Origin of the sequence: Bradyrhizobium sp. S3.3.6 (genome assembly GCF_040546905.1) — a bacterium.
Classification (GTDB): domain Bacteria; phylum Pseudomonadota; class Alphaproteobacteria; order Rhizobiales; family Xanthobacteraceae; genus Bradyrhizobium; species Bradyrhizobium cytisi.
The window spans coordinates 150,745-162,956 of sequence record NZ_JBEPOT010000013.1 but is presented as its reverse complement, the minus strand read 5'-3'; the positions used below and the strand labels follow the sequence as shown (position 1 = coordinate 162,956).

General features: G+C 63.4%; 9 protein-coding genes. 5 read left to right on the top strand and 4 right to left on the bottom strand.

The genetic code is table 11. The annotated features are described in order from the left end of the window. Position 1: 1 nt before the first annotated feature. The 3 genes from ABID59_RS30295 to ABID59_RS30285 form a co-directional block, all read right to left on the bottom strand. Positions 2 to 1,012, bottom strand: a complete 1,011-nt coding sequence (locus ABID59_RS30295; protein ID WP_148755460.1) for a branched-chain amino acid ABC transporter permease — start codon at positions 1,010 to 1,012, stop codon at positions 2 to 4. A gap of 201 nt (positions 1,013 to 1,213) precedes the next feature. Then, positions 1,214 to 2,041 (bottom strand): AraC family transcriptional regulator, encoded by an 828-nt coding sequence (locus ABID59_RS30290; protein ID WP_148755459.1) that lies wholly within the window; start codon positions 2,039 to 2,041, stop codon positions 1,214 to 1,216. Between the two features lie 131 nt (positions 2,042 to 2,172). Then, entirely contained in the window at positions 2,173 to 3,423 is a 1,251-nt protein-coding gene (locus ABID59_RS30285) for an ABC transporter substrate-binding protein (protein ID WP_148755458.1), read from the bottom strand. Between the two features lie 371 nt (positions 3,424 to 3,794). On the opposite strand from ABID59_RS30285, the gene ABID59_RS30280 reads away from it, so the two are divergent. From ABID59_RS30280 to ABID59_RS30270, 3 genes are all read left to right on the top strand, one after another. Then, positions 3,795 to 5,375: a sugar ABC transporter ATP-binding protein gene (locus tag ABID59_RS30280; RefSeq protein WP_354085795.1), complete on the top strand. Its 1,581-nt coding sequence runs from the start codon at positions 3,795 to 3,797 to the stop codon at positions 5,373 to 5,375. Continuing rightward, positions 5,372 to 6,364 (top strand): ABC transporter permease, encoded by a 993-nt coding sequence (locus ABID59_RS30275; protein ID WP_354085794.1) that lies wholly within the window; start codon positions 5,372 to 5,374, stop codon positions 6,362 to 6,364. The genes ABID59_RS30280 and ABID59_RS30275 overlap by 4 nt, the downstream gene beginning before the upstream one ends. 104 nt (positions 6,365 to 6,468) lie before the next feature. Then, complete coding sequence (locus ABID59_RS30270) at positions 6,469 to 7,623, top strand: substrate-binding domain-containing protein (RefSeq protein WP_354085793.1); 1,155 nt, start codon at positions 6,469 to 6,471, stop codon at positions 7,621 to 7,623. Between the two features lie 80 nt (positions 7,624 to 7,703). Here ABID59_RS30270 and ABID59_RS30265 read toward each other — a convergent pair whose 3' ends face one another. Continuing rightward, entirely contained in the window at positions 7,704 to 8,498 is a 795-nt protein-coding gene (locus ABID59_RS30265; RefSeq protein WP_354032048.1) for a DeoR/GlpR family DNA-binding transcription regulator, read from the bottom strand. A 230-nt stretch (positions 8,499 to 8,728) separates the two neighbouring features. Here ABID59_RS30265 and deoC point away from each other — a divergent pair, with 230 nt between their 5' ends. Together deoC and ABID59_RS30255 are read left to right on the top strand one after the other, a co-directional pair. Next, positions 8,729 to 9,757, top strand: a complete 1,029-nt coding sequence (gene deoC, locus ABID59_RS30260; protein WP_354085792.1) for a deoxyribose-phosphate aldolase — start codon at positions 8,729 to 8,731, stop codon at positions 9,755 to 9,757. Positions 9,758 to 9,759: 2 nt separating this feature from the next. Continuing rightward, a complete protein-coding gene (locus ABID59_RS30255; protein ID WP_354085791.1) occupies positions 9,760 to 12,150 on the top strand; it encodes an aldehyde dehydrogenase family protein in 2,391 nt (796 codons plus the stop codon). Positions 12,151 to 12,212 lie beyond the last annotated feature (62 nt).

Sequence of the window (12,212 nt, the reverse complement as noted above, 5' to 3'; positions counted from 1 at the left end):
GTCAGCGCCTCGCGAGCAGGCCCTGCGGCCGAAGCGCCAGCACCAGCACCATGATCAGGAACGTCACGACGATGGCGTAGGTCGGGATGTAGACCGAGCCGAGTTGCTCGGCGAGGCCGATGATCAGCGCGCCGAGCGCGGCACCCGGGATCGAGCCCATGCCGCCGACGATCACGACCACGAGGGACGCGAGCAGGAAACGGATGTCCTCACCGGGGGAGAGTGACTGGAAGGTGCCGCCGACCACGCCCGCGATGCCGGCAAGCCCGGCACCGAGCGCGAAGACGAGCACGAAGACGATCTGGATGCGCACGCCGGTTGCGGCGAGGATGTCACGATCGTCGACGCCGGCGCGAATGATCATGCCGATCCGTGTGCGGTTGAGCGCGAGCCACATTGCGATGCCGATGATCACGGATGCCAGGAAGATCACAAGCCGCACCAGCGGATAGCGCAGGTAGACCGGTTCGCCCGAGGATTTCACTGCGGTGATCAGCGGCAGCTCAATCGGACCGATCAGCCAGTTCGGTGTCTGGACTTGATAGAAGTCGCCACCGCAGGCCCACAGCATGAGATCGGCGAACACGATCGAAAGCCCGATCGTCACCATGGTCTGGCGCAGATCCTGGCCCTCCATGCGGCGGAACACAAGGAGCTGAAGCAGGACGCCGACCAGCGCCGTCAGGATGAAGGCAACGATGAACGAAAGAATCCAGGAGCCGGTCGAGGCACTGATGGCGTAACCGACATAGCCGCCGAACAGGTAGAGCGAGCCATGGGCGAGGTTGACGTTGCGCATCAGGCCGAAGATCAGCGTGAAGCCGCTGGCGACGAGGAAATAGAGACCGCCGAGCGTGATGCCGTTGAAGAGCGCGTTGAGGAACACCCGTTTGCGGCCGATCGCCTCTTCAAGCCCCGGTGGCCATACCGCGAAGATCAGCCACAGCGCCACTGCGACAGCGATGATGATGATCAGCGCCCATGCAGGATGGCGCTCGACAAAGCGGGTCATGATCGCCGCTCCGTCGTCACGTCCCTCCAGCCCTCTGCTTTCAAGCGAGGCGAGGTCGCACGCAGACCGTTGGCGGCCGCAAGCCCTGCCATGAACGTACGCTCCCTATCGACCGCGATCCTCTTGTCGGGATCGCGTTCCGCACATCCTAATGGGACGCACGGGAGCGCGTTTGATCGTGAGTATCTTTTCGCGTGCTCGTCAGCCGCGCAAAACCTTGGCCGCGCGGCGATAATCGGTCGGCGCCATCCCGACATTGGCGGCGAAGAAACGGGTGAAACCGCTCTGCGAGGAGAAGCCGAGATCGAAGCCGATATCGGCGATCGGCGCTTCGCTCGCCACCAGCGCCTCCAGCGCCTGCTCCATCATCAGCGTGTTGAGATAGAGGTGAGGGGTAACGCCGGTCTGGGTGCGGAACAGCCGGTAGAAATGGGGGCGCGACAGGCCGGATTCGCGCGCGATGGTGTCGAGCTCGATCTCGGCGCCGGGGCTCTCCGACATCATCTTGATGCATTTGCGCACGCGAAAATCGGTGACGGAGCCGCTCGCGCGTGGATCCCGCGTGAGCTCGGCCTGCTGCCAGCTTTCGTCGTAGCAGATGTCGATCAGGCTTCTCAGCTCGCCATCGAGGCTATTCAGCGAGGGTGCGCCGCACACAAGGGCGGCTGCGTGCCTGATATGCTTGTCCAGCGCAACCGACCGCGTGAGCTGGGTGCGGCCAAACCGCAGGCGGTCGGCGCCCGGCGCGTCGGGCGCGAACCACTCTGCATTGACATAGAGCACGAAGAACACGGCGCCGCCGTCGAGATCGGACGGCAGGAAATTATGCGGCTCCCATGGATTGACTGCGACCACGGAACCTTCGGTGAGCTCGTAGCGTCCATCGTTGACATCGATGCATGCGGGACGCCCCCCGACATGGAAGATCAAATGACCTTCGCGATGTGCGTGGATGTTGAAAGGGCGGTTCAACTGATAGACCGTCGCCCGGCCAAAGCGGCCGTGGAAGACGGCGAGCGCCCGGCTCATGCCTTCTCTCCCAGAAGCTCTCGTCTTTTTTTGATAGCGTTCAACAACCAAGGAGAGAATGCAAGGGCGCACGTATCGCGCACTTTGCAAATCTCTCCCCGGTCAGTCATGGCGTTGCTGATAAGACTACGTCAGTACTTCTTACATTCCGGTACCGTACGGCTTGGCAAACCGATCTTGGCGAACACGGCGGGGTCGTAGCCCAGCGTCTGGTTCACGTTCGGGATCACCTTCACGACCTTCGAGAACAGCGCGCCCTTGCCGTCGTCGACGACTTCGGTGACGAAGTTGGTGCCGATCGCCTGGCGGTTGGCGTCGAGCTTGATCTTGCCGTTGGGCGCATCGAGCTCGATCTTGGCCAGTGCAGCCTTGTACTTGGACTGGTTGTCGCTGAGATCGCCATTGACCTGACGCAACGCCAGGACCAGCGCCATGGTCGATCCGTAATAGTTGGTGGCGAGCAGCGACGGGCTCGGGAAGCGCTTGTTTGGCGGGAAGGCGTCCTGATAGTCCTTCACGAACTTCTGCCAACCCGGATCTTCCCAGGTGTCGGCCTGGCCGCTCGCGGCCAGCGTGCCGACCAGCGCGTTCTTGGCATTGCCCTTGGACGACAGGATGGTCTGATCGATCATGATCGACCCGCCCATTAGATGCGCCTTGCCGCCGGCCTGCTGGTACTGGTTGAGGAAGTTGACGGCGTCAGCGCCGCCGAGGCCGAGATAGATCGCATCGACGTCGTCGGGCAGGGCGGCGATGACCGAGGCAAAGTCCTTGGTGCCGAGCGGCACCCATTGCCGGTTGGTGACCTGTCCGCCGGCGCCGCAGAACTCCAGCACGAGGCCGAACACCTGGGTATAGATGAAGGAATAGTCCTCACCGACGGTCGCGATCTTGCGATACTTCTTCTCGTCATAGGCGTATTTGCCGAGGCCCACCTGCCACTGCGCGCCGTCCATATTGTAGCGGAAGAAGTTCGGGGCCGGATCGACATAGGTCGTTTCCTGGGCCCCGGAGGCCGCGTTGATGAAGGTCAGCTCGGGATGGGTCTTTGCAAAATTCTTGACCGCGATGCCCTCGTCGCCTGACAGCGGCGACAGCAGGATCTGCACTTTGTCCTGCTCGATCAGCTTTCGCACCGCACGGACCGCAGAGTCCGGCGTTGCGTCAGTCGAGGCGATGACGAATTCGAGCTCCTTGTCGCCAACCTTCTTGCCGAGCACGTTGAGCGCGGTCTGGAAGCCGCGGATGCCGTCCTCGCCGAGCACGGTATAGGTGCCTTCGAGCGTCGCGGTGACGCCGACCTTGATCTTCTCCTGCGCGAAGGCGGTGCCCGACAACAACAGGCTGCTCAACGCGATCAGTCCTAGACTGCCTTTCAACATTGCTCTCCTCCCTGGGGCGTTCTTGTCGTTGTTTTTCACTCGTTGTTTTTCACCGCATCCTCGCGCGTCCGCCGCGCGGTGCGACGTTTTGCAAGGCCAACGGTTCTTGAGGTGGAGGCTAACCGAACTCGGATGCGGCGCACGCGTCGGAGCCATGCGCGGCTTAACGGGCAGTCTCATTTTGAATGGTGCGTCGCAAATCGTTCCTCACCGCCCGAAGCCCGATCGGGGCGGCAGTCATTCAGTCGGCTTCAATACGCGATCTACCATTGACAGGCCGCCCGAGGTGATAGAATTATAACAAGATAAGTTGTAAAAATAACAATATGTCACCATCGTACCAGCATCTCGCAGGGCGACGGGAGGAAGGTTTGGAATTGTCCGGTTCGGGTACGGCAGAGCCAGGGACGTCGACCTCGCTTGTGATGGTCAGTGCCATCAACAAGCGTTTTGGCGGCGTGCGAGCGCTGCGCGACGTCAACCTCGAGGTTCGCGCCGGCGAAGTGCACGCGCTGCTGGGCGAGAATGGCGCGGGAAAATCCACGCTGATCAAGATCCTCAGCGGTGTTCATGCCCTCGACAGCGGCACGATCGAGATCGCCGGCAGGCCGGTGGAATTTGACAGCCCGGCGAAGTCGCGCGAGGCGGGGATCGCTGTCGTCTATCAGGACCTCAGCCTCGTCGAATCCTTGAGCGTCGCGGACAATCTGTTGCTCGGCCGTGAGCCGCGTGCGCGTTTCGGCTTCGTCCGGCAGCGCGCGCTGATGGCCAGGGCCGAGGCGTTCCTGAACGAGCTCGGCATTCCCCTGGATACGAGAGCGACTGTCGGCTCGCTGCCTTTCGCCTATCGCCAGATGACGGAAATCGCCAAGGCCCTGATGGGCGAGGTTCGGCTTCTGATCCTCGATGAGCCGACCTCTTCGCTGACATCGGATGAGGTCCGGATCCTGTTCGATGCGATCGGGAAGGCAACGCGTCGTGGAGTTGGCGTGATCTATGTGACCCATCGGCTCAATGAGGTCTTCGAGATCTCGCAGCGCGTGACGGTGCTCCGCGATGGCGCTAACGCCGGCACGTTCGTCACCACCGAGACCGACATGAAGCGGCTGGTGAACGCGATCGTCGGAGCCGATCGATCGGCGCCCACGGGCCCGCGCACCGAACCCGCCGCGAAGCGTGAATTGGATCCGTTGCCGGTCTTGTCGCTGTCGGATGTGTCCAACGACCGGCTTCGCGCTGTCGATCTGTCCGTGCTGAAGGGCGAGATCCACGGCCTCGCCGGGCTGATCGGCAGCGGACGCACGGAGATTCTGGAGACAGTGTTCGGTCTCCGGCCGCTCGAGAGCGGCGCAATCGAGATCGAGGGCCGGCGATGGCTGCCGGGAGGAGCTGCCGATGCGATAGAGCAGGGCATCGCGCTGGTGCCGGAAGACCGGCACGTGCAGGGTCTGGTCCTGGACCATTCGATCGAACGAAATGTCACTTTGCCGCGGATTCCCCATTTCTCGCGCTGGGGCTGGATGCAGCAACGCGCCGCTGCCAGGCGGGCCGAAACCGCTGTCGCCAGGCTTTCGGTGAAAGCGCCAGGCGCGTTCAGCCTGGTCAGGACACTCTCCGGCGGCAACCAGCAAAAGGTCGTGTTCGGAAAATGGAATGATCCGCGGCCGCGCGTGCTGCTCCTGGACGAACCGACGGTCGGCGTCGACGTGGGCGCACGCGAGGAGATCTATGCCGTGATCCGGAATGCCGTCCGCGACGGCAGCGGGGTCCTGGTCGTCTCGTCCGATCTCGTCGAGTTGATCGAGCTCTGCGACCGCATCTCCGTGATCGTCAACGGGCGCGTGGCTCGTACGCTTTCGCGCGGCGAGATCGATGATGCCGAAGAGCTGCATCATCTCCTCCAGATCTACCAGGCCTCCGGGCCAGGCCACTTGCAAGAGCTTCCCGCATGACAGAACTGACTGCTCCCAACGTGGTCGCCTCGTCGACCCGATCCGATCGCCGCCGCAAGATTCTCCAGAATCTGCTGCGGGGCGAGCGGCCGTACATGCTGTACATCGCCTTCGTGATCCTGCTGGTCGTGTTCAGCCTGTCCTCGCCCTGGTTCCTCTCGGTCGACAATTTCCTGAACATCGGGCGCCAGACCACGCTGGTGTCGATCATCGCGGTCGGCATGACCTTCATTATCATCGCGCGTCAGATCGATCTGTCGGTTGCCTCGACATTGGCGCTATCAGGCATGGCGGCCGCTCTCGCGATGAGCCAGATCGACAACAGCTGGATCGTGGGCGCCGTGGCCGGGCTCGGCACCGGTGCGCTGGTCGGGTTGCTCAATGGCATCCTGACTACGCAGCTGTCGATCCCGTCGTTCCTGGTGACGCTGGGCTCGCTGAGCATGGCGCGGGGACTGGCGATGATGGTGACCAACACCAAGCCGGTGATCATCACCAACGAGACTTATTTTGCGATCTTTGGGGAAGGTACGTTCCTCGGCATACCGGTTCCGATCGCCTGGACGTTGGCGGCGATGATCATCGGCATCCTGCTGCTGCACTACAACGTGTTCGGCCGGCGCATCTATGCCGTTGGCGGCAATCCGACCGCGGCGCTCTATTCCGGCATCAACACCAAACGGATCACGACTTCGGCCTTTGTCCTGACCGGCACGCTGGCCGGATTAGCGGCGCTGGTGCTGTCGGCGCGTTCACACGCCGCGCGGCCAGATGTCGTGCAGGGCATGGAGCTCGACGTCATCGCCGCGGTGATCCTCGGGGGCTGCAGCCTGTTCGGCGGGCGCGGCTACATCCTGGGAACGCTGTTCGGCAGCTTGATCATTGGCACGCTCAACAACGGCCTTGTTCTGCTCGGCGTGAGCTCGCCGATGCAGCTCGTGATCAAGGGCGCGATCATCGTTGCCGCCGTTGCTTTCACGAAACGCTAGTCGAAGTCAGGCGCGGCGCATGAGCCACAAGTTCATCACGCTGCGTGGGTAGGGGCAAGGTCGCTGGCCCTCTGGTGAATCGGCGACCAAAAATGGAGGAAACAATGAAACCAATCTTGCGACAGACCTTGCCTTTGACTGTGTTGATGGCCGCTGCTGCGGTCGTCTCGATTGTCCCCTCGGCCCGCGCCGAAGTGCCCGCGACCTGCGTCAAGGGCGTCGATCTCGCTACGCTCGGGCCGAAATCGATCGTCGGCCAGGGCCCCCACGGCGAGAAGGCGGCTTCCCCCGAGGTGCTTGCGCTGTCGGAGGCCGACGCCGCCAAGGTCAAGGAGAAGCACTTCAAGGTCGGCATCTCCATGCAGACGGTCAACCTCGACTGGTCGCAGCTGCAGATCCAGGGCATCACCGATACGCTGAAGAAGTACGGCGTGACGGTGACGGGTGTCGCATCCGCCGAATATCAGGTGGACAAGCAGATCGCTGATATCGAGAACACCATACAGCAGCATCCTGACGGCATCATTTCGATCCCGGTCGATTTCACCGCGACCGCGCCGACCTACAAGAAGATCGCCAAAGCCGGCATCAAGCTTGTGCTGATGGACAGCATCCCGACCGGACTGAAGCATCCCGAGGAATATGCGACGATGGTCTCGGCCGATAGCCAGGGCAATGGCCAGATCGCGGCACAGATCCTGGCGTCCTGCGTGGCGCAGGGCGGCACCATCGGTCTCGTCAATTTCGGCGTCGATTATTTCAGCACCAACGAGCGCACCAAGGGCGTGCGGGAGTGGATGAAAGCAAACCGGCCCGACATCAAGATGAAGCAGGTCGATTTCACCGATCCGCCGAAGGTCTCGCAGATCGCCGGCGACTTCCTGACCGGCAATCCCGACGTCAAAGGACTGTACGCGGTGTGGGATCAACCGGCGCTCGACACGTTGAGCTCGATGCGGGCCCAGGGCATCGACATTCCCATGACGACGGTCGACCTCGGCCTGCAATCGGCCATCGAGATCGCCAAGGGCGGGCCGCTGAAGGCGACCGGCTCGCAGCGTCCCTACGACCAGGGTGTCGCCGAGGCGATGGCGATGATGAACGCGCTGCTGGGTAAGGAAACGCCTGGCTGGATCGGTGTGCAGTCGCTGCCGGTGACGCAGTCGAATGTGCTGGAGTCCTACAAGACCGTGTTCAAGAAAGATCCGCCGGCCGAGCTGGCGGATGCCTGCAACAAGGCGAAGCCTGCCTGCAACTGAGCCTGTCATACAATGCGTGGTCCCGCGGGACCGCGCATTGTTCGGCGGACCTGATCCGGGCGAACCAGCCCCCGTCCGGATCAGGCTGCGCTGGTGACGTATTCGACCGGATGGCTGCGGAAGTGCTTGCGCGTGTCTGCCGGCACGGAGCCGCCGACGATGATCCGCGAGAACGAGCTGACGTCGGAGAAGAACGCGGGCTTGAGGCTGCCGAGCTTGCTGGCGTCGACCACGAGGATGCTCTCCATCGCGGTCGCGATGACGGCCTGCTTGATGGCGACTTCGTGAAAATTCGAGCAGCTGGCGCCGCGGGTCCAGTGCAGGCCGCCGGCCGAGACGAAAGCCTTGTTGACGCCGAGCCGCCGCAGATAGGACAGGCCGTCATCCGACGAGAACGACTGCGACGACGGATGGTAGAGCCCGCCCATCAACATCACCTGCGTCGCCGCACGGTGGGTGACGATCGAGGCGACGTTCAGCGAATAGCAGATCACCGAAAGAGGCATGTCCTCGGGCAGGCAATCCGCGAGCGACTGCATCGTGGTGCCGCAGTCGATGAAGATGGTATCACCTTCCTTGATCGAGGCGGCTGCGGATCGGCAGGCGAGGAGCTTGTCCTGCGTATGCTGGTCGATTTCCTGCTCGAACGTGTACTTGATCCCGGTCGGCGACGCCGCGTTGACGACGTAACCGCCGAGCAGGGCGAGCACCGCCTCGGGCCCGGCTAGGTCGCGCCTGACCGTCATCTCCGACACCTTCAGCAGTCCTGCGGCGTCCTTTAGATGCAGTGCGCCGCTCGTCTCGACGGCGCGGCGCAGCCGCTGCAGCCGCTGGACGCGGGTCTCGCTGGGGCGTGCGGTCGGCGTTTCAGTCATTTTCGTCACCGAGCTTGCTTATCCGGTTGACAATGATCTTACAATGATGTGAGTTTAGCAACGTCAATTTGTTACAATAATAACATCTGGCCCGAAGGGTGTTGCCGCTGTCCGCGATGGCAGGCAGCAGAAGCTCCAGCGGGCAAGGGATGGGAGGATCGCATGTCGCAATCGGTACATTCAGTCTATCTGCCGTTTCAGCCGATTCGCTAGCATCGCGCGGCGTACCGATGGCGCAGGGCGTCTTGATATCAAATCCATCCGCGGTGCTGGCGCAGCCCCATGCGCGGGATCACAATCGTCCGCATCCGATCGCGCGCAACAGCGGCCGCGCCCTCGAGATGGACTGGGTCGATGAGATCAGGATCAATCTGTCCGCCGCCGAGCGCCGGGTTGCCAGCCTGCCGGGCCGACGCACCGTCAAGAAGGACGCGCAGGCGGCATGGTTGCTCAAGGCGATCACCTGCATCGACCTGACGACGCTCAACGGCGACGATACGACTGAGCGGGTGAAGCGCCTCTGCGCCAAGGCGAGGGCGCCGATACGAAGCGACCTTCTCGAGGCACTCGGCTTTGCCGGGCGCGGGCTGCACACGGGCGCGATCTGCGTCTATCACCGCTTCGTCGCAACCGCGGTCGAAGCGCTCGAGGGGTATGACATTCCGGTTGCTGCGGTCTCGACCGGATTCCCTGCTGGCCTCGTGCCCCATGATCTGAAGCTTAAGGAGATCGAGGCGTCCGTCAGGGACGGGGCGCATGAGATCGACATCGTCATCACGCGTGAGCATGTGCTGACCGGAGACTGGCGCGCTCTTTACGCCGAGGTCCGGGATTTCCGCGCCGCCTGCGGCGATGCGCATCTGAAGACGATCCTGGCAACGGGCGATCTCAAAACGCTGCGCAACGTCGCCAAGGCGTCGATGGTCTGCATGATGGCGGGCGCCGACTTCATCAAGACCTCCACCGGCAAGGAAGGCGTCAATGCCACGTTGCCGGTGACGCTCGCGATGCTGCGCATGATCAGGGTCTATGAGGAGCGCACCGGCTTCAAGATCGGCTTCAAGCCGGCCGGCGGAATCTCGACGGCGAAGGACGTGCTCAACTACCAGTTCCTGATGAAGGAGGAGTTGGGACGCGATTGGCTCGAGCCGGATCTGTTCCGCGTCGGCGCCTCGAGCCTGCTCGCCGACATCGAGCGTCAGCTTGAGCATCACGTCACCGGCCGCTACTCGGCCTTCAACCGTCATCCCGTGGGCTGAGCATGAGTATCGCACATTACTACGAGACCATGGATTATGGTCCCGCCCCCGAGGCGGACGGCGAGGCGCGCGCCTGGCTGAAGCGGCACGAGGCGACGTTTGGGCATTTCATTGCCGGCAAATTCGCAGCGCCGGCGTCGGGCAAGCATCTGACGACGATCGAGCCGGCCACCGGCAAGACGCTGGCCAGGATCGCGCAAGGCATCGCTGCGGATGTCGAGGCTGCCGTCGGCGCCGCGCGATCGGCGCAGTCGCCATGGGCAAAGCTCGGTGGTCACGGTCGTGCCCGTCATCTCTATGCGCTGGCGCGCATGCTGCAGCGTCATGCTCGCCTGTTCGCGGTGCTGGAAGCGATCGACAATGGCAAGCCGATCAGGGAAACCCGCGATCTCGACGTGCCACTTGCCGCGCGCCACTTCCTGTATCACGCCGGCTGGGCGCAGTTGCAGGAGCGCGAATTCGTCGACCATGTCCCGGTCGGTGTGATCGGCCAGATCATCCCCTGGAACTTTCCGCTGCTGATGCTGGCCTGGAAGATCGCGCCCGCGCTGGCGACCGGCAATACCGTGGTGCTGAAACCGGCAGAATTCACGTCACTCACCGCGCTGCTGTTCGCCGAGCTCGCGGCGGAAGCCGGCCTGCCGCCCGGCGTGTTGAATGTGGTGACGGGCGATGGCGCCACCGGCGCGTTGCTCGTCGAAAATCCCGGTGTCGACAAGATCGCCTTCACCGGATCGACCGAGGTCGGGCGGTTGATCCGTCAGTCGACCGCCGGGAGCGGCAAATCGCTGACGCTCGAGCTTGGCGGCAAGTCGCCATTCATCGTGTTCGACGACGCCGACCTCGATGGCGCCGTGGAAGGCGTGGTCGACGCGATCTGGTTCAACCAGGGCCAGGTCTGCTGCGCCGGATCGCGGCTGCTGTTGCAGGAGGGCATTGCAGAGACATTCCGCAAGCGCCTGATCCGCCGCATGGAGACGCTGCGCGTGGGTCCGCCGCTCGACAAGGCGATCGACATGGGCGCGGTGGTCGCACCAGTGCAGCTCGAGCGGATCAAGGCGCTGGTCGAAACGGGAGTGAAGGAGGGCGCCGAGAAATATCAGGCGCCGGGGCCGATCCCCGCCGAGGGATGCTTCTATCCCCCGACCTTGCTCTGGAACGTGCATCCATCATCGACCGTGGCGATCGAGGAGATCTTTGGCCCGGTGCTGGTCGCGATGACGTTCCGGACGCCGGACGAGGCGGTGATGCTCGCCAACAACACGCGCTATGGCCTTGCCGCCAGCGTGTGGAGCGAGACCATCGGCCTGGCGCTCGATATCGCGCCAAAACTTCAGGCCGGCGTGGTCTGGGTCAATGCGACCAATTTGTTTGATGCCAGCGTCGGCTTCGGCGGCTATCGCGAGTCCGGCTTCGGCCGCGAGGGTGGCCGGGAAGGCCTCTACGAATATCTCAAGCCGAAGGCCTGGAGCGGGCGGAAGGCGCGGGCGAAGGTGCCGCCGCCATCCCCGGCGGCTCCTGCCGACGGCGCCGGATTTGGCACGCCGTCGATCGATCGGACCGCCAAGCTGTTTGTCGGCGGCAAGCAGGTCCGTCCTGACGGAAATTATTCGCGCGCAGTGCTGTCGCCGAAGGGGCGGCAGCTCGGCGAAGCCGGCGAGGGCAATCGCAAGGATATCCGTAACGCCGTGGCCGCCGCGCGCTCGGCCGAAGGGTGGGCGCGGGCGACGACGCATAATCGCGCCCAAATCCTCTATTACCTTGCCGAGAATCTGTCCGCGCGCGGCGACGAGTTCGCCAAGCGCATCGGTGATATGACCGGCGTTTCGCCCGCAAAGGCGCGCGCGGAGGTCGAGGCGAGTATCGAGCGGCTGTTCAGCTATGGGGCGTGGGCCGATAAATACGAGGGGACGATCCATGCGCCGCCGTTGCGCGGCGTGGCGCTTGCCATGCACGAGCCGATCGGCGTGGTCGGGGTGGCCTGTCCGGACGAGGCCCCGTTGCTGGGCTTCATCAGCCTGGTGGCACCGTTGATCGCGATGGGCAACCGGGTCGTCGCCGTCCCGAGCGAGCGGCATCCGCTTGCAGCGACCGATTTCTACCAGGTGCTGGAGACGTCGGACGTGTCGCCAGGCGTCGTCAATATCGTCACCGGCGAGCGCGATGTGCTGGCAAAGGTCCTTGCCGAGCATGACGACGTCGATGCGCTCTGGGTGTTCGGCTCGCAAGAGGCCTCGACGGCCGCCGAGCGGCTGTCGGTCGGCAACCTCAAGCGCACGCTGGTCGACCACGGGCTGGCGCTCGATTGGTACGACCGGGCGGCGAGCGAAGGTCCGATCCTGCTCCGTCATGCGGTGCAGGTGAAGAACATCTGGATTCCCTACGGGGACTGAAGACGTCACCTTGCGGTGATACTGGTTGGCATCCGAACCATCAGAGTTCGGGCGATTTTGAC

Coding starts and splice junctions, on each gene's coding strand:
- ABID59_RS30295 (WP_148755460.1), bottom strand. CDS start 1,012: ATGACCCGCTTTGTCGAGCGCCATCCTGCATGGGCGCTGATCATCATC.
- ABID59_RS30290 (WP_148755459.1), bottom strand. CDS start 2,041: ATGAGCCGGGCGCTCGCCGTCTTCCACGGCCGCTTTGGCCGGGCGACG.
- ABID59_RS30285 (WP_148755458.1), bottom strand. CDS start 3,423: ATGTTGAAAGGCAGTCTAGGACTGATCGCGTTGAGCAGCCTGTTGTTG.
- ABID59_RS30275 (WP_354085794.1), top strand. CDS start 5,372: ATGACAGAACTGACTGCTCCCAACGTGGTCGCCTCGTCGACCCGATCC.
- ABID59_RS30270 (WP_354085793.1), top strand. CDS start 6,469: ATGAAACCAATCTTGCGACAGACCTTGCCTTTGACTGTGTTGATGGCC.
- ABID59_RS30265 (WP_354032048.1), bottom strand. CDS start 8,498: ATGACTGAAACGCCGACCGCACGCCCCAGCGAGACCCGCGTCCAGCGG.
- deoC (WP_354085792.1), top strand. CDS start 8,729: ATGGCGCAGGGCGTCTTGATATCAAATCCATCCGCGGTGCTGGCGCAG.
- ABID59_RS30255 (WP_354085791.1), top strand. CDS start 9,760: ATGAGTATCGCACATTACTACGAGACCATGGATTATGGTCCCGCCCCC.